The organism is Streptomyces sp. NPDC006925, from assembly GCF_042869575.1.
Classification (GTDB): Bacteria; Actinomycetota; Actinomycetes; order Streptomycetales; family Streptomycetaceae; genus Streptomyces.
In genome coordinates, this window is record NZ_JBIAGB010000009.1 from 124575 (window position 1) to 140417 (window position 15843).

The 15843-nt window shown below is 73.3% G+C and carries 15 protein-coding genes; 11 read left to right on the forward strand and 4 right to left on the reverse strand.

What is annotated here, in order from left to right:
* The first annotated feature begins 15 nt into the window (after positions 1-15).
* From ACFYNS_RS15135 to ACFYNS_RS15155, 5 genes are all read left to right on the forward strand, one after another.
* Positions 16-2001: a biotin carboxylase N-terminal domain-containing protein gene (locus ACFYNS_RS15135; RefSeq protein WP_388603125.1), complete on the forward strand. Its 1986-nt coding sequence runs from the start codon at positions 16-18 to the stop codon at positions 1999-2001.
* A 121-nt stretch (positions 2002-2122) separates the two neighbouring features.
* Positions 2123-3289, forward strand: coding sequence for an acyl-CoA dehydrogenase family protein (locus tag ACFYNS_RS15140; RefSeq protein ID WP_388603127.1), 1167 nt, complete (start codon positions 2123-2125; stop codon positions 3287-3289).
* Complete coding sequence (locus ACFYNS_RS15145; protein WP_037785647.1) at positions 3289-4074, forward strand: enoyl-CoA hydratase family protein; 786 nt, start codon at positions 3289-3291, stop codon at positions 4072-4074. Before ACFYNS_RS15140 ends, ACFYNS_RS15145 begins: the two co-directional genes overlap by 1 nt.
* Positions 4075-4301: 227 nt before the next feature.
* Complete coding sequence (locus ACFYNS_RS15150) at positions 4302-4832, forward strand: TetR/AcrR family transcriptional regulator (RefSeq protein WP_360291852.1); 531 nt, start codon at positions 4302-4304, stop codon at positions 4830-4832.
* Between the two features lie 105 nt (positions 4833-4937).
* Complete coding sequence (locus ACFYNS_RS15155; RefSeq protein ID WP_388603130.1) at positions 4938-6221, forward strand: hypothetical protein; 1284 nt, start codon at positions 4938-4940, stop codon at positions 6219-6221.
* Positions 6222-6251: 30 nt separating this feature from the next.
* Here the strand turns inward: ACFYNS_RS15155 and ACFYNS_RS15160 are convergent, their stop codons facing one another.
* Together ACFYNS_RS15160 and ACFYNS_RS15165 are read right to left on the reverse strand one after the other, a co-directional pair.
* The gene (locus ACFYNS_RS15160; RefSeq protein ID WP_388603132.1) at positions 6252-6527 is read right to left on the reverse strand and encodes a hypothetical protein; all 276 of its coding nucleotides are present in this window, start codon (positions 6525-6527) and stop codon (positions 6252-6254) included.
* Positions 6528-7018: 491 nt separating this feature from the next.
* The gene (locus tag ACFYNS_RS15165; RefSeq protein ID WP_388603135.1) at positions 7019-7552 is read right to left on the reverse strand and encodes an ATP-binding protein; all 534 of its coding nucleotides are present in this window, start codon (positions 7550-7552) and stop codon (positions 7019-7021) included.
* A gap of 180 nt (positions 7553-7732) precedes the next feature.
* Between ACFYNS_RS15165 and ACFYNS_RS15170 the strand changes: the two genes are divergently transcribed.
* From ACFYNS_RS15170 to ACFYNS_RS15180, 3 genes are all read left to right on the forward strand, one after another.
* On the forward strand, positions 7733-8641 hold the full coding sequence (locus tag ACFYNS_RS15170) for a helix-turn-helix transcriptional regulator (RefSeq protein ID WP_388603137.1): 909 nt from the start codon (positions 7733-7735) through the stop codon (positions 8639-8641).
* On the forward strand, positions 8641-8844 hold the full coding sequence (locus ACFYNS_RS15175; RefSeq protein WP_388603140.1) for a DUF397 domain-containing protein: 204 nt from the start codon (positions 8641-8643) through the stop codon (positions 8842-8844). Before ACFYNS_RS15170 ends, ACFYNS_RS15175 begins: the two co-directional genes overlap by 1 nt.
* A 115-nt stretch (positions 8845-8959) precedes the next feature.
* Positions 8960-9205 carry a hypothetical protein gene (locus tag ACFYNS_RS15180; protein WP_276475941.1) on the forward strand — a complete coding sequence of 82 codons (246 nt, stop codon included), beginning with the start codon at positions 8960-8962 and terminating at the stop codon, positions 9203-9205.
* A gap of 76 nt (positions 9206-9281) precedes the next feature.
* Here the strand turns inward: ACFYNS_RS15180 and ACFYNS_RS15185 are convergent, their stop codons facing one another.
* Positions 9282-10373, reverse strand: a complete 1092-nt coding sequence (locus tag ACFYNS_RS15185; protein WP_276475935.1) for a citrate synthase 2 — start codon at positions 10371-10373, stop codon at positions 9282-9284.
* Positions 10374-10926: 553 nt separating this feature from the next.
* Between ACFYNS_RS15185 and pdxH the strand changes: the two genes are divergently transcribed.
* Positions 10927-11553 carry a pyridoxamine 5'-phosphate oxidase gene (gene pdxH / locus ACFYNS_RS15190; RefSeq protein WP_388603273.1) on the forward strand — a complete coding sequence of 209 codons (627 nt, stop codon included), beginning with the start codon at positions 10927-10929 and terminating at the stop codon, positions 11551-11553.
* A gap of 545 nt (positions 11554-12098) precedes the next feature.
* On the forward strand, positions 12099-13679 hold the full coding sequence (locus tag ACFYNS_RS15195; RefSeq protein ID WP_388603142.1) for a PAS domain-containing protein: 1581 nt from the start codon (positions 12099-12101) through the stop codon (positions 13677-13679).
* Between the two features lie 16 nt (positions 13680-13695).
* Here ACFYNS_RS15195 and ACFYNS_RS15200 read toward each other — a convergent pair whose 3' ends face one another.
* The gene (locus ACFYNS_RS15200; RefSeq protein ID WP_388603143.1) at positions 13696-14475 is read right to left on the reverse strand and encodes an SIS domain-containing protein; all 780 of its coding nucleotides are present in this window, start codon (positions 14473-14475) and stop codon (positions 13696-13698) included.
* Between the two features lie 258 nt (positions 14476-14733).
* Between ACFYNS_RS15200 and ACFYNS_RS15205 the strand changes: the two genes are divergently transcribed.
* Positions 14734-15429 (forward strand): metal-dependent transcriptional regulator, encoded by a 696-nt coding sequence (locus ACFYNS_RS15205; protein WP_019359501.1) that lies wholly within the window; start codon positions 14734-14736, stop codon positions 15427-15429.
* Positions 15430-15843: the final 414 nt, after the last annotated feature.

The following is a 15843-nucleotide window of genomic DNA, read 5'->3' on the forward strand; positions in this document are numbered from 1 at the left end:
CAGAGGGAGCAGCGAATGATCCACTCCGTCCTCGTCGCCAACCGCGGCGAGATCGCCCGGCGCGTCTTCCGCACCTGCCGCGAACTGGGCATCGCCACCGTCGCCGTGCACTCCGACGCGGACGCCGAGGCCCCGCACGTCCGCGAGGCCGACGCCGCCGTGCCGCTGCCCGGCAGCGCGCCCGGCGACACCTATCTGCGCGGCGACCTCGTGGTGCGGGCCGCCCTCGCCGCGGGCGCCGACGCCGTCCATCCCGGCTACGGCTTCCTCTCCGAGAACGCCGGCTTCGCCCGCGCCGTCCAGGACGCCGGACTGGTGTGGATCGGGCCGCCGCCCGCCGCGATCGAGGCCATGGCCTCCAAGACCGCCGCCAAGAAACTGCTGGCCGGCACCGGGGTGCCGCTGCCGCCGTCGCTGGAGCCGGACCGGGTCCGGGAGGCCGACCTGCCGGTGCTGGTCAAGGCCGCGGCGGGCGGCGGCGGCCGCGGCATGCGCGTGGTGCGCGACCGCGCCGCACTGGAGGACGAACTCGCCGCCGCCCGCGCCGAGGCGGCCGCCGCCTTCGGGGACGGCGACGTCTTCGTCGAGCCCTACCTGGAGCGCGGCCGGCACGTCGAGGTGCAGGTCCTCGCCGACGGCCACGGCACAGTGTGGGCGTTGGGCACCCGGGACTGCTCGCTCCAGCGGCGCCACCAGAAGGTCGTCGAGGAGGCGCCCGCGCCCGGACTGGACGACGCGCTGCGCCGCGCCCTGGAGGAGGCGGCCGTCGCCGTCGCCCGCACTGTCGACTACACGGGTGCGGGCACCGTCGAGTTCCTCGTCTCCGACCGCGGCGAGCCCTCCTTCCTGGAGATGAACACCCGCCTCCAGGTCGAGCACCCGGTGACCGAGGCCGTCTTCGGCCTCGACCTGGTCGCCCAGCAGATCCGGATCGCCGAAGGCGCGGCCCTCCCCGCCGACGGCCCGCCCGCCGCGCACGGCCACGCGGTCGAGGCCCGGCTGTACGCGGAGGACCCGGCCCGCGACTGGCAGCCGCAGACCGGACGGCTGTGGCGGCTGGCGATACCGGGGACCGGCGCCGGACAGGTGCGCGTCGACTCCGGCGTCGAGGACGGGGATCTGATCGGCATCCACTACGACCCGATGCTCGCCAAGGTCGTCGCCTGGGCGCCGACCCGCGAGGCCGCCGTACGGAAACTCGCCCGCGCCCTGGAGCAGGCGGCCGTGCACGGACCGGTCACCAACCGGGACCTGCTGGTGCGGTCGCTGCGCCACCCCGACTTCGCCGACGTCGCCGCGGGCCGCCTGGACACCGGCTTCTACGACCGCCACCTCGCCGAACTCACCGCGCCCGAACCCGCGGAAGCCCCGCACGGCGCCGGGCACGCGGTACTGGCCGCCGCGCTGGCCGAGGCCGTACGGGACGCACCCGGCAGGCCGCGGCTCGCCGCCCGGGTCGGCGGCTGGCGCAATCTGCCCTCCGCCCCGGCGAGCCGCCGCTACCTCGACGGCGACGGCACCGAACACGAGGTGCGGTACGTGTGGGGCCGCGGCGGCGTTGCACCGGAGCCCGCGGCACACCCCGGGGTGCGGGCCGTCGCCGTCCGGCCGGACCACGTCGTCCTGGAGGCGGACGGGGTGCGGCGCGGGTTCGACGTCGCGGTACACGGCGATCGCGTCTTCGCCGGACGCCACGCCTTCACCGCCCAGCCGCGGCTCGCCGAGCCCGCCGCCGACACCGCGCCCGGCTCGCTGCTCGCCCAACTGCCCGGAACCGTCGTCCGGGTGGCCGACGGGATCGCCGAGGGCGCCGAGGTCGCCGCCGGCCAGCCGCTGCTGTGGCTGGAGGCCATGAAGATGGAGCACCGCGTGGTGGCCCCCGCCGACGGGACGGTCACCGAACTGCGGGTCGCCGTGGGTCGGCAGGTCGAGGTGGGCGCCGTGCTCGCCGTCGTCACCCCACCAGCCGCGGCCACCCCACCAGCCGCCGCCACCCCATGAGCCGCCACCCCATGAGCCGCCGCTCCACGAGCCGTCGTCACCCCAGGACAGGGCTCCGGCCCACGGCCCGCGCGGCCGGGGCGGAACCGCAACCGTGCCAGCAACCCTCAGGGAGTCGCACATGACCGGCCTGATCGAAACCGAGGAGCACACCGCACTGCGCGCATCCGTCGCCGCACTCGGCAAGCGCTACGGCCGCGACTACTTCGCGCAGGTCGTCGCGGACGGCAAGCACACCGACGAGCTGTGGGCGGAGGCCGCCAAGCTCGGCTATCTGGGGGTCAACCTCCCCGAGGAGTACGGAGGCGGCGGCAGCGGCATCCAGGAGCTGTCCATCGTGCTGGAGGAACTCGGCGCCGCGGGCTGCCCGCTGCTGATGCTGGTCGTCTCCCCGGCCATCTGCGGCACGGTGATAGCCCGCTTCGGCACCCAGGAGCAGCAGCGCGCCTGGCTGCCCGGACTGGCCGACGGCACCCGGAAGATGGCCTTCGGCATCACCGAGCCGGACGCCGGCTCCAACTCGCACCGCATCACGACCACGGCCCGCCGCGACCCGGGCACCGGGGACTGGCTGCTGACCGGCCGGAAGGTCTTCATCTCCGGCGTCGACATCGCCGACGCCACACTGATCGTCGGCCGCACCGAGGACGCCAGGACGGGGAAGCTCAAGCCCTGCCTGTTCGTCGTCCCCCGCGACACCCCCGGCTTCACCTACAACATGATCGACATGGCGGTCGACGCGCCGGAGAAGCAGTTCGAACTGGTGCTGGACGACGTGCGCCTCCCGGCCGACGCGCTGGTCGGCGACGAGGACGCCGGACTGCTCCAGCTCTTCGCCGGACTCAACCCCGAACGCATCATGACGGCCGCCTTCGCCCTGGGCATGGCCCGCTGGTCGATCGAGCGGGCACTGGAGTACGCCCGCACCCGGCAGGTGTGGAAGGAGCCGATCGGCGCCCACCAGGCCATCGCCCACCCGCTGGCCCAGGCGCACATCGAAGTGGAGTGCGCACGGCTGATGATGCAGAAGGCGGCCCGGCTCTACGACGCGGGCGACGACACCGGCGCGGGCGAGGCCGCGAACATGGCCAAATACGCCGCGGGAGAGGCATGTGTGCGGGCCGTGGACCAGGCGGTGCACACCCTCGGCGGCAACGGGCTCACCCGCGAGTACGGGCTCGCCGCGATGATCGCCGCGTCCCGGGTGGCGCGGATCGCCCCGGTCAGCAGGGAGATGATCCTCAACTACGTCTCCCACCAGACCCTCGGCCTGCCGAAGTCCTACTGATGGCCGCGCCCGACAGCACGCTGGGGACCGGCACCGCAGACGGCGTCCGCACCCTCACCCTCGACTCCCCGCACAACCGCAACGCGCTCTCCACCCGCCTGGTGGCCGAGCTGTACGCGGAACTGGAGCGCGCCGAGGCCGACCCCGGCGTCCGCGCCGTGCTGCTCACCCACACCGGCAACACCTTCTGCGCCGGTGCCGACCTGAGCGAGGCGCGCGCGCACGACGGCCCGACGGACGCGCCGCTGGAGCTGGCCCGCCTGCTGCGCACCGTGGTGGCCTTCCCCAAGCCGGTCGTCGCCCGGGTCAGCGGCCACGTCCGCGCGGGCGGCACCGGGCTGCTGGCGGCCTGCGACATCTCCGTCGCCGGTCCCGGCGCGACGTTCGCCTTCACGGAGGCCCGGATCGGGGTGGCCCCCGCGGTGATCTCCATGCCGGTGCTGCCGCGCACCGACCCGCGCGCGATGTCCCGCTACTACCTCACCGGCGAACGGTTCGGCCCGGCCGAGGCCGCCCGGATCGGCCTGATCACGCTGGCCGCCGACGACCCCGACGAGGCACTGGCGCCCGTCCTGGACGGGCTGCGGCAGGGCTCCCCGCAGGGCCTCGCGGAGTCGAAGCGGCTGGTCACCCGGGAGGTGCTGGCCGCCTTCGACCGGGACACCGGTACGCTCGCTGAACTGTCGGCGCGGCTGTTCGCGTCCGACGAGGCCCGCGAGGGCATGACGGCCTTTCTCGAACGACGGGAGCCCGAATGGGCAGTGCGGCAGGCGCCCGTGCGGTGAACACCCGGGCCGGGCGCGAACGGACGATGACCGGCGGCTCCGGCGGCGCGGGCGGTGCGCGCGGCGCCGCCGGGATCGCGGGCGCCGACGGGAGCGCGGCGCCACCTGAGCAGGGCCGGACCGGACCTGAGCAGGGCCGGACCCGGGGTGCGGCGCCGCCGCGGCAGGACCGTACCGCCCGGGGCGCGGCGCCCAAGCAGGACCGCAGCCGCGCCACCCGGCAACGCCTGCTGGAGTCCGCCGTGACCTGCCTGGCCGAACACGGCTGGTCGGGCAGCACGGTCAGCGTCGTCGCCGAGCACGCGGGCGTCTCCCGTGGCGCGGCCCAGCACCACTTCCCCACCCGCGAGGACCTCTTCACGGCCGCCGTCGAGTACGTCGCCGAGGAGCGCTCCCGCGCCCTGCGGGAGCTGCCCGCCCCGGCCGGCGCGCGTGCCGTCGTCGAGGCGCTGGTCGCCCTCTACACCGGGCCGCTCTTCCGCGCCGCGCTGCACCTGTGGGTCGCCGCCTCCAACGAGCCCCAGCTCGGCCCCCGGGTGGCGGACCTGGAGGCCCGGATGGGACGGGAGACCCACCGGATGGCGGTCGACCTGCTCGGCGTGGACGAGCGCCGCCCCGGCGTCCGCGAGACCGTCCAGGGCCTCCTCGACATGGCCCGCGGCCTCGGCCTCGCCAACCTGCTCACCGACGACAGCGCCCGCCGCGAGCGCGTCGTGGCCCAATGGGCCCGCCTGCTGGAGGACAGCCTGCGGTACTGAGCCGCGGAAGACGGGAAGGGCCGGCACGGGCCGGTGGTGAACGCCTGGCGGTGTCCTCGCGTTGTGGACGGGCAGGAGAACCCGTCACCCGCGAAGGAGGCCCCGATGCACCGCCTGCCCCCGCCGGACCCGCGTACGCCGCGCACGGAGGGCCGAGGAATGCCGCGCCGCCTGCTGCTCGGCGCGTCCGCCGCCGCGCTGCTGGCGGCCGGGTGCAGCACTGAGGGCGACGGGGACGGTGGACACGAGGACGGCGGTTCCGCGCAGCGCCCGGCAGCGGCGCCCAGCGGTGTCCTGGGCGCCAACTTCAACGAGGACCCCGGCGAGGTCAGCTTCGCCCGGCTGCGGGGCGTCTCCGCGAGCTGGGTGCGGGGCTTCCTGCCGATGCCGCAGGCCGACCGGGGCCCGGTTCGCGAACAGCGCGCGGTGGCCGCCCTGCTGGCCGCGTACGAGCAGCACTACGGCACCGTGCTGTCGCTGAAGTTCCCCTACCGGCAGCGGGCGCTCCCCGCTCCGGGCAGCCGGGCGATGGAGGCCGAGCTGGTCCGGGTGGAGAAGGCGGCCCGCGCGGTGCTGGGAAAGATCGACATCCTGGTGATCGGCAACGAGCCGTTCCTGGAGAGCCGACGCGCCGACCGCGAAGGCCCGGCCCTCAACACCTTCTACGAGCACGTGGCCGAGCACGTCGTCGCCTACCGCAGGAAGCACTTTCCCGAAGGCTGCCGCACCTGCTTGTACATGGGCGCCCTCAACCACCTCGACAACCCCGCGGAGCGGACCCCGGCCACCCGCCGCTGGCTCGACTTCGTCCACGGCGCTCCGGAGATCGAAGGCGTCGACATCCACCCGCACGTGACGTCGCTTGACGCCGCCCAGCATTACCTGGACTACGTCGTCCCCCGCCTGCGCTCCGACCAGAAGTTCCTCGCGACCGAGTTCTCCCTCGTCCGCCACTGGCGCACCCACCTGCGGGACCGCATCCCGCCCCGCTTCGCCCGCCGCTACGACGTCGCTCCGGACACCCGGGTCTGGCAGCTCCTGAAGACCGCGGTGGAAACCCCGTTCCCCCAGGAGAAATGGGACGCCTTCCTGTCGCTCAGCCCCTGGTTCCACAAGAACCGGCACTACCTGCGGGACCAGGTCCAGCGGTTCCGCGACACCGGAAAACTCGCCGTGGCCACCTACGGAGTCGCCCAGGCCGACGCCATGGTCCGCGACATCGGCCCCGACAAGCAGCCCTGGCTCCTCAACAGCGTGTACGCCACCCGCACCGTCCGCGCCCGCGAGGACGGCGCAACCGGACACACCACGGCCTGGTTCGACGACTTCACGGCACTGCAACGCCTCCGCGACCGCCGCCCGGTCCGCACCAGCCGGACGTCGACCTGAGTCGACCTGCCTCCGCCCGGCGCCCTGCGGTTACGGAAGTGCCCGGTACTCATGTGGCGGGTCGGTCAGTTCGGGGTGTTCCACGACATAGCGATCACCGTGAATCGCCAGCATCGCCCAGTGCCATGCCTCGTCATGGAAGACGAGCCCCCGGAACGGGGCGTCAGGCGGCTCGTACGGGTACTGCTCCAGGGCTGCATCCTCGGCCTCCGCCGGTGTGAGCCCTCCATGGTGCTGCAACACCCATGCATACGCTCGCCGCTCCGACCGCAGACAGTCGAGGTATTCGTCCTCATCCCACGTCATGGCTCACCACCGAAGAGGGCCGTCGAACGGCTGGTACTGACTGGACGGGTTGTGGGAGCAGCTCCAGCGGCTGCCCACTGGCATCGTGCAGCATGTGCAGGCTGCGGGTGGGGGAATTTGGTCAGGACTTGTTCCGCTCATGGCGCCCCCTCATGCGACGCATCGTGCGCTCCAGCTCGCGATTCTGTTCCGCCCGGCGATGTTCCCGTTCGGCCGGCGTGAGTTCGGGCGGTGCGGACGCAAGGCCGCGTTCCGCCGTCGGCGCGCGGACTGTGACGGCATCAGTCCTGGTCAGGGGCGCCGTCTGCCGGCTCGGCTCGCCGCTTGGGTCCTCCCGCGCCTTCGGGGCCTGCGCCGCCGATCCGCCCGAAGCGCTTCGGGCGGAGGACGTCTCGAGTCGCGGCGGGTGGCCGGAACCGCGGGTGGAGCTTTGCCCACACTGGAGCATTCGACCACTCGGTGAACCGGTAGCTCTCCCGGCCTCGTAGACCTCATGAAGCTGCCTTGTCGGAACCAGGAAGAGCACTCGGCCGCTCACCCGGCAGCGCCAACTCCGCCCAGAGGGTCTTGGTGATCCGGTCGTCCGTCCTGTCGCCCCAGCGGTCCGCCAGGGCGTCCACCAGCAGCAGCCCGCGCCCGGACTCCTCCTCGGGGGACGGTGGTTCCGATACCCGGGGCGGGAGCGGTTTGTCCGCGCGTGCGTCGGTGACCTCCACCCGCAGCCGCCGCCCGGCGGACGCCGTCCCGGTCAACGTCAGACGCAGCCGGAAGTCCCGGCCGATGCTGCCGCAGTGCCGTACGGCGTTCGCCGCCAACTCCGCCACGACCAGCGCCGCATGGTGCGAGCCCGTGCTGCGGTACGGGATCGCGCGCTCGTCCAGCCACTGCGTCGCGAGCAGCCGCGCGAGCCGCGCTCCGCGCCGAGTCGAGCTGAGCTGCACGCAGCACGTGGCCGACGGCACCTCCGATCCGGCCCCCGCCTGGGGTGGCCCGGACTGGCGAATTTCCTGCGTTCGCGGATTCATAGCGTGACGGTCTCGTCACCCGGCTAGCGTGGCCCAGGTCAGGAGCGCGTCCGCCGGCCGCCGGTACGGCCACGCGCGCGCTCTTGCGCGGGGATGTACGGGCCGTCCGCCGTGACCGACCCACGGCATGACGGCGTTGACGCGGAGACCCGTAAGAGGGCGCACGAGGACGTGAGAGCGATGACCGACCCGAACCAGCACACCCCCTCCCCGGAGCCGGACCGGAAGAAGGACGGCCGCGCCGTCCCCGCACCCCGCACGGCCGCCACCCCGCAGCAGCGCAAACGCGAGGACGACCGCCCCGGCATCTGGGTCGGCTACGGCAAACTGCTGCGCAAGTTCCGGCTGGCCGCCGGGTACTCGCAAGAAGCCCTGGCCCCGCTCCTGGGCTACTCGACCGAACAGCTCGCCTCCGTCGAGCAGGGCCGCCGCCCCGCGAAGGCGCCGCTCACCCTGGCGGCCGAGCGGGTGCTGGACGCGGGCGACGTCCTCTCGACCCTCCAGGAGGATGTTGACTTCGCCAAACTGCCGCCCTTCTTCCGTGACTTCGTGCTGCTGGAGATGGAGGCGGTCAGCCGGTTCGCGTACGAGCCTTTGCTGGTGCCAGGTCTCCTCCAGACCGAGTCCTACGCACGAGCCCTGTTCGAAGGCCACGTTCCGATGCTCGACGACGAGACCATCGAGGACAGCGTCGATGCGCGCCTGAGCAGGCAGAAGATCCTCACCAAGAGTCCGCTGGTGGACTTCTCCTTCGTCGTCGGAGAGGCGGCGCTGCGGCAGGAGCTGGGTGGGCCGGACGTGATGAAGGAGCAGTATCTGCACCTTCTTGAGCAGGGCCGCCTGCGCAACGTCGCGATCCAGGTCATGCCGTTCGGCGTCGGCTTCCATCCCGGTCTTCACGGCACGATGGTGCTGGTGGAGACTGCGGAACACCAGCAGTACGGCTACTTCGAATCGCAGGGGATCGGCCATGTGGTCAGTGACCCAAGGCATGTGAGCGACTTCGCACTGAGGTATGGGAAGCTGCGTTCGCAGGCCCTGAACGTCGATGAATCAGTCGCCTTCATCCGGCATTTGGCGAGGGAATGATGAGAAGTCAGCAGCAGGCAGCCCCTCTCCGGGAGCTGTCGTGGTTCAAGAGCAGCTACAGCGGCCCCGAGGGAGGTGACTGCCTGGAGGTCGCGCAGGCCCCCGCTGTCGTGTACGTCCGTGACTCCAAGGAGCGGCGCGGCCCCGTCCTCTCCGTCCCGTCCACCCAGTGGGCGGCCTTCGTCGCCCAGTTGGCGAGGTAGCGGCCCGAAGAAGCGCGGGGTGGCGTGAACTTTCCCGCGTGGGCCGGCATCGAACTCCCTGCAAGATGATCATTCGCACGTCGGTCATTCGGGCGTGCAGGCAGAGAGGGAGAGCATGCGCAAGTTCAAGCGTGCAGCAGTTGTCGGTGCCGGTCTCCTGGCCTTCTCGGGCATCGCCGTCGGCGCGGCCCAGGCCGCTCCGGCGGTCCACCAGGGTGAGGACATCGTCGTTCCCGGCACCAGCATCCAGGACTGCCAGGCGGTCGGCGACGAACTGCAGAACGCGGGCTGGATCGAGGGCTACGCCTGCATGGTGAACTCGGACGGCACCGTCTCGGTCACCCCGTACTACCGGGACTGAGCACTACCGGGACAGACGCGGCCGTCCCCGCCACCGCGAAAGCGCGGGGCGGGGACGGCGGGGGCCGGGCCGGGCGTCAGGCGGAGAAGCCGGCCACCTCGCGGGGGTCCCGGGGGCCGGGGCCGACATAGCGGGCGGAGGGGCGGACGAGGCGGCCGGTGCGCTTCTGCTCCAGGATGTGCGCCGACCAGCCGGCGGTGCGGGCGCAGGTGAACATCGAGGTGAACATGTGGGCCGGGACCTCGGCGAAGTCGAGGACGATGGCGGCCCAGAACTCGACGTTGGTCTCCAGCACCCGGTCGGGGCGGCGGGCGCGCAGCTCGGCGAGGGCGGCCTTCTCGAGGGCCTCGGCGACCTCGAAGCGGGGGGCTCCCAGTTCCTTGGCGGTGCGCCGCAGCACGCGGGCGCGGGGGTCCTCGGCGCGGTAGACGCGGTGGCCGAAGCCCATCAGCCGCTCGCCCTGGTCGAGCTGTCGCTTGACGAAGGCGTCCGCGTCGCCGGTGCGCTCGATCTCCTCGATCATGCCGAGTACCCGGGAGGGGGCGCCGCCGTGCAGCGGGCCGGACATGGCGCCGACCGCGCCGGAGAGTGCGGCGGCCACGTCGGCGCCGGTGGAGGCGATGACGCGGGCGGTGAAGGTGGAGGCGTTCATGCCGTGCTCGGCGGCGGAGGTCCAGTAGGCGTCGACGGCGGCCACGTGCTTGGGGTCGGGCTCGCCGCGCCAGCGGCGCATGAAGCGCTCGACGACCGAGTCGGCTTGGTCGATTTCCTTCTGCGGCACCATCGGCAGGCCCTGGCCGCGCGCGGACTGCGCGACGTAGGACAGGGCCATGACGGCGGCCCGCGCCAGATTGTCGCGGGCGGTGCGCTCGTCGATGTCGAGCAGTGGTTTGAGGCCCCAGACCGGCGCGAGCATGGCGAGCGCCGACTGGACGTCCACCCGGATGTCGCCCGAGTGCACCGGGATGGGGAACGGCTCGGCGGGGGGCAGTCCGGGGGTGAAGCCGCCGTCGACGAGCAGGCCCCAGACGCTGCCGAACGACACGTGGCCGACCAGGTCCTCGATGTCGACCCCGCGGTAGCGGAGCGAGCCGCCTTCCTTGTCGGGTTCGGCGATCTCCGTCTCGAACGCGACGACTCCCTCGAGTCCGGGTACGAAGTCGGACATCTGGCGGCTCCCTCGTAAAGCGCTGTCAGTGCGGGCTGACGGCGGACGACCTCTGGCGTGGCTGCACAGGGCAGCGGTCTGGCGTGGCTGCGCTGAGGCAGCGACTCGGCGTGGGCTGCGCGGGGCAGCGTGGTCTGCGGTGCGGGTGCGGCTGAACGGTTCCGCTGCCGACCTCGCGGCTCACGGACCGGGCCGTCACCTCGGTCATGCCCGCCCCGATGGCTGCTCACGCTCCCCTGCCTGTGGCCTGGAGCACGCTGCTGGGCGGAGCGGCAACGATAGCCCTTGGTGTACGACTGCCACAGCTCTCGGGGCAGGATTCTGGTGGTTCCGGCGGCTGCGCGGGAGGGTGAGATGAGGCACAGCGGCCGATTCCGGGCGTTCAGGTGTGCGGCCGGCGTCCACCGGGCAGACTGTCCGACCGCGGCCGGGACGGATGCTGCAAGATGGCGGCGTGCCTCACGCTGATGACGTTGACGACGCTGCCGCCGACCCCGCCGACGCAACCGCCACCTCGGATCCGACGGATCCGACCACCCTCGATCCCGCCGCGATGCGCGCCCACTACCGGTACGAAGGGCTCAGCGAGAGCGAGCTGGCGCCCGACCCCTTCGCGCAGTTCACGCTCTGGTTCGCGCAGGCGTCCGCAAGCGGGCTGCACGAGCCCAACGCCATGATCTGCGCCACCGCCGACGAGCGCGGCCGCCCCAGCACCCGCACGGTCCTCCTCAAGCGCCACGACGAGCGGGGCTTCGTCTTCTTCACCAACTACGGCTCCCGCAAGGGCCGGGAGATCGAGGCGAACCCGTACGTCTCGCTGCTCTTCCCCTGGCACGGCATCGCCCGCCAGGTGATCGTCTCCGGTACGGCGGAGCGCACCGGGCGGGACGAGACGGCTGCCTACTTCCGTACCCGCCCGCACGGCTCGCAGCTCGGCGCCTGGGCGAGCGAGCAGTCCTCGCGGGTGGCCTCCCGCCAGGAGCTGGACCGGATGTACGCGGAGCTGGCCGAGCGCTACCCGGAGGGCGAGGACGTTCCGGCCCCGGCACAGTGGGGCGGCTACCGGGTGCGGCCGGAGTCGGTCGAGTTCTGGCAGGGCCGGGAGAACCGGCTGCACGACAGGCTGCGCTACAGCCGGTCGGACGGCGGCGGCTGGGAGATCGAGCGGCTCTGCCCGTAGCGGGCGGCCCTGCTCGTGCCCGTCCCCGCGGGCTTCGTGGCGACCCCCGGGCCCTGCCGGGCCCGGGCCGCTGTGGGACCTCTGCCGGACCTCCGCGAGGCGGCCGGGGCAGCCCGCGAGGGCGGCAGGAGAACAGCAGACGGCCCGTGGGCGACTCCCTCCGCCTGCGCGAGACGCGCCAAGCGGACGGCGTCGGTCGGACGAGTCCGACGAGCCCACGGGCCGGGTGACTGCTGTGGATTGGCCGGCGAACCGGCGTCACGCTAGTGGCGTCGGCCTCAGGCCGCAGCCACCTCACACGTCCGGTGATTGATCATCAGCCGGATCACCTCCTTTCCTGTGTACTCCCCACCGTAGGCACCGCCCCGAGGGGCGGCAATCGAATTTCGGGGCGGCAACGATTTCCGGGAACTCGCTGTGCCGTGCGTCACGTTCAAGTTGAATGATCCGTACATGTGTCGTGGCGCTCCGCGACGGGCGCCGCGCCGCGACCTACGGGCGGACGCACAACCGACGGACAGCCACAGCGACAAGGGGGTGCCGAGGTGGCCGCTCGACCCGAGACTCACTCCGCGTCGTCCTCGGACGACGAGGGCGGGCCCGACGACGAACTCCTGCTCGCCGCGCTGCTGGACGGCATGGACGCGGCACTGTGTGCCTTCGACGCCGACGGCGTGGTCACCCACTGGAACCGCGAGGCCGAGCGGATGCTGGGCTGGACGCAGGAGGAGGCCGTCGGCCGCAAGGGGCTGGCCGGCTGGGCGGTGCGCCCGGCCGACGCACCGGAGGTCGAGGGCCGGCTGCTCGGTGCGATGAACTCGCCCGGCCGCCAGGTGCACGAGTTCGCGCTGCTGACCAAGGACGGCGGGCGGGTGCTGGTGCGCATCCAGTCCTCCGGCGTCACCGGGGCCGACGGGCGGCCCAAGGGGGTCTACTGCGCGTTCAGCGAGGTGCACGCGCAGATCGACCTGGAGCGCTGCATCGCGCTGAGCGAGGCGCTGCTGGAGGACGCCTCGTGGGGTGTCGTCCTGGTCGACGCCGACCTGCGGCCCACCGTCGCCAACGCGTCCGCGGCCCGCGCCTTCCGGGTGCCGGCCCGCGCCGCCATGCTCGGCCGCCCGCTGGGTGAGCTGCTGGAGCAGGGCATGGAGGAGCTGGAGGGCGCGCTCCAGCACGTGCTGGGCGAAGGTGCGCCGCCCGGTCCCGCCGAGATCTGGGTGACGCTGCGCCCGCCCCCCGACCGCGCGGGCACAGGCGGTGCCGACGCGGCGGACACCGACCGGGAGGACGCCGCCGCCACCCAGGACGACTCCGGCGGCCCCGGCCGCGGCGGCAGCTCCGGGCGCGCGGGGACCGAAGGGGACGACGCGGGCGCCGTGCCCACGGAGTCGGCCCGGCGCCGCTGCTGGCGCAGCGGCTTCCTGCGGCTGGCGTCCCCGCTGGCCGAGGAGCCCGTGCCGCTGGGTGTCGCCTGGCTCTTCCAGGACGTCACCGCGCAGAAGCGGGCGGAGCGGGAGGCCGCCCAGCTCCGCTTCCGGGACAGCCAGCTGCACCGCGCGGCGCGGGCGGCGGCCGAGTGCGCCGACCCCACCGAGGCGGCCTGCCTGCATCTGGAGTTCGCACTGGCCGGTTTCGCCGACCACGCGCTGCTCGACCTGGCCGCCGACCCCGGACCCGAACCCTCGCGCACCCGGGACGCCTCGCTGGACGCGCTGCCGCCGAGCGACCCGCGGCTGGTGCGGGCCGCGCTCACCCCCGCGGTCGAACGCGGTCGGCCGCCGTTCATCGAACCGGGCACCGCCAGCGGCATCCCCGTCGCCTACCCGGAAGGGCATCCGGCGCTCCAGGCGTACCAGCGCTGCACCTCGGTGCGGGCCAGCAGCGGCGAACACCGCGGGCCGGATGCGGTGGAGTGGGCCCGGTCGCGCAAGTGGCCGCGGGGCAGCGTGCACGGACTGTGCACGGTGCTGCGCTGCCGCGGCCGGTCGCTCGGCGTGGTCACCTTCCTGCGGGACGCGGGCCGCCGCCCCTTCGACCGGGAGGACGCCGACTACGCGGAGCAGATCGCCGCGCACGTGGCGGCCGCGGCCGATCTGGCGGGCGTGCTGGAGAACGGTCGGCGCTAGAGGCCGGCGGTGGAAGTCAGCGGTAGAAGATCCGGTCCGCGTACTCGGCCATGACGCGGGCGTTCCAGTCGTGTCCGCCGTCCACGTTCCCGGAGCGCAGCATGGGCGGCTCCACGCCGCGGCGGGCCAGCGCCCCGGTGGCGGTGGCGACGATGGCCTGCATCACCGCGCTGGTCACCACCGTGGAGGCGGGCGCGAACGGCGCGTCGACGCCCTCGGCGGTCAGTTCGGCGTCGCCGAGCGGGATGCGGCTGTCGACGACGAGGTCGCAGTGGTCCTTGAGGAAGGTGCCGGTGGTGTGCCGGGACCTGGTCTGCGCCGCGTACGCGACCGAGGTGACGCCGACGACCTTGAGGCCGAGCGCCCGCGCGTTGAGGGCCAGCTCCACGGGGAGTGGGTTGCGGCCCGAGAGGGAGATGATGATCAGTACGTCGCCGGCGCGGGCCGGGCTGGAGTCCAGGGCTGCGGCCGCCAGCCCGGAGACCCGCTCCAGGGCGCTGCCGAGGGTGGCGGGGCGCACGTCCACGCCGACCGCGCCGGGGACGTTGAGCAGGTTCATCACCGCGAGGCCGCCCGCCCGGTAGACGGTGTCCTGCGCGGGCAGCGAGGAGTGGCCCGCGCCGAAGGCGAAGATCCGGCCGCCGTCGGCGACCGTCTGCGCGAGCAGCTCGCCCGCGGCCTCGATCCCGGCCGCCTCCCCGTCCCTGACCTCTTGGAGCAGCGCGACGGCCGCGTCGAAGAAGTCCTCGGCCAGGGTCCTGTGCGCCTGCTCCGGCAGCTCGGCCTGCTCGCCCATCGCGCGCCTTTCGCGTCCGTGGTCCGCGCGGCACTCGTCCGTGCTGCCCGCGGCCCGGTTCCGTTGTGTAGTACGCCGCTCACGGTGCGGTCCGTACGGCGCTCACGTTGAGGTCTGGACCTTTCTTCTGTCAACCGCTTCTGTCAACCGCCGGGTGCTCGCCCGCCGGTCCGGCTCGCGGGCGGGACGGCGCGGTTGTCGGTGCGATGCGTCAGAATTGCCTGAGGGCCACCGCACGAGCTGACTAGGGGCTACGCAATGTCAGGACTCATCGACACCACGGAGATGTATCTCCGCACCATCCTGGAGCTTGAGGAGGAAGGTGTGGTCCCGATGCGTGCCCGCATCGCCGAGCGCCTGGACCAGAGCGGTCCCACGGTCAGCCAGACCGTCGCGCGGATGGAGCGGGACGGGCTCGTCACGGTCGCCGGGGACCGCCATCTGGAGCTGACGGACGAGGGGCGGCAGCTCGCCAAGCGTGTGATGCGCAAGCACCGGCTGGCGGAGTGCCTGCTGGTCGACGTCATCGGGCTGGAGTGGGAGCAGGTGCACGCGGAGGCGTGCCGCTGGGAGCACGTGATGAGCGAGGCGGTCGAGCGCCGGGTGCTGGACCTGCTGCGGCACCCCACCGAGTCGCCGTACGGCAACCCGATCCCGGGCCTGGAGGAACTGGGCGAGCCGGCCGAGGCCGACCCGTTCCTCAACGAGGGCCTGGTCAGCCTCAACGACGTGGAGACGGACGGCGACGGCAAGACCGTCGTGGTCCGCCGGATCGGCGAGCCGATCCAGATGGACGCGCAGCTGATGTACACGCTGCGGCGGGCCGGTGTGCAGCCCGGCGCGGTCGTCAGTGTGAACGCGGGCTCCGCGGGCGGCGTCCAGGTGGGCAGCAGCGGTGAGGCGGCGGAGCTCGGCACGGACATCGCCGCGCACGTGTTCGTGGCCAAGCGCTGAGCGTCGGCTGTCGGCCGACAGCCGACAGCCGAGGCCGTTGCGCGTTCGGGTGGTGCGCCGGGGCCGGCTTTTCGGCCCCGTGGCGCCGTGGTCTGCTGTGCGGACATTGCCCATCGGCCAGGGCTGCCGCGCAGGTCGTGCCGCTCGCTCGGCGGTACGGACTGCCCGCGCCGGGCGACTGCGGGTAGCGAGCGACCGCCCGTGCCGATCGGCTGTGCTGCGGCGGGTGTGCGGGTGCGCGAGGGTGCGGGTGTGCTGAGGTGCTCCGGCCCGGAGCCCGGAGCCCGGCGGCACGAGCGGCAGCGGCCGGAGCGCGGCACCCGGGGCGTACTCGTGGCGGGACAGCGGCCCGGTGCGCCGGGCCTCCGCGGGGGCGCATCCGGCCGCGAATGCTCCGGTTCCGGTTCGTCGCGC

Coding starts and splice junctions, on each gene's coding strand:
- ACFYNS_RS15135 (WP_388603125.1), top strand. CDS start 16: ATGATCCACTCCGTCCTCGTCGCCAACCGCGGCGAGATCGCCCGGCGC.
- ACFYNS_RS15140 (WP_388603127.1), top strand. CDS start 2,123: ATGACCGGCCTGATCGAAACCGAGGAGCACACCGCACTGCGCGCATCC.
- ACFYNS_RS15145 (WP_037785647.1), top strand. CDS start 3,289: ATGGCCGCGCCCGACAGCACGCTGGGGACCGGCACCGCAGACGGCGTC.
- ACFYNS_RS15155 (WP_388603130.1), top strand. CDS start 4,938: ATGCACCGCCTGCCCCCGCCGGACCCGCGTACGCCGCGCACGGAGGGC.
- ACFYNS_RS15160 (WP_388603132.1), bottom strand. CDS start 6,527: ATGACGTGGGATGAGGACGAATACCTCGACTGTCTGCGGTCGGAGCGG.
- ACFYNS_RS15165 (WP_388603135.1), bottom strand. CDS start 7,552: ATGAATCCGCGAACGCAGGAAATTCGCCAGTCCGGGCCACCCCAGGCG.
- ACFYNS_RS15170 (WP_388603137.1), top strand. CDS start 7,733: ATGACCGACCCGAACCAGCACACCCCCTCCCCGGAGCCGGACCGGAAG.
- ACFYNS_RS15175 (WP_388603140.1), top strand. CDS start 8,641: ATGAGAAGTCAGCAGCAGGCAGCCCCTCTCCGGGAGCTGTCGTGGTTC.
- ACFYNS_RS15180 (WP_276475941.1), top strand. CDS start 8,960: ATGCGCAAGTTCAAGCGTGCAGCAGTTGTCGGTGCCGGTCTCCTGGCC.
- ACFYNS_RS15185 (WP_276475935.1), bottom strand. CDS start 10,373: ATGTCCGACTTCGTACCCGGACTCGAGGGAGTCGTCGCGTTCGAGACG.
- pdxH (WP_388603273.1), top strand. CDS start 10,927: ATGCGCGCCCACTACCGGTACGAAGGGCTCAGCGAGAGCGAGCTGGCG.
- ACFYNS_RS15200 (WP_388603143.1), bottom strand. CDS start 14,475: ATGGGCGAGCAGGCCGAGCTGCCGGAGCAGGCGCACAGGACCCTGGCC.
- ACFYNS_RS15205 (WP_019359501.1), top strand. CDS start 14,734: ATGTCAGGACTCATCGACACCACGGAGATGTATCTCCGCACCATCCTG.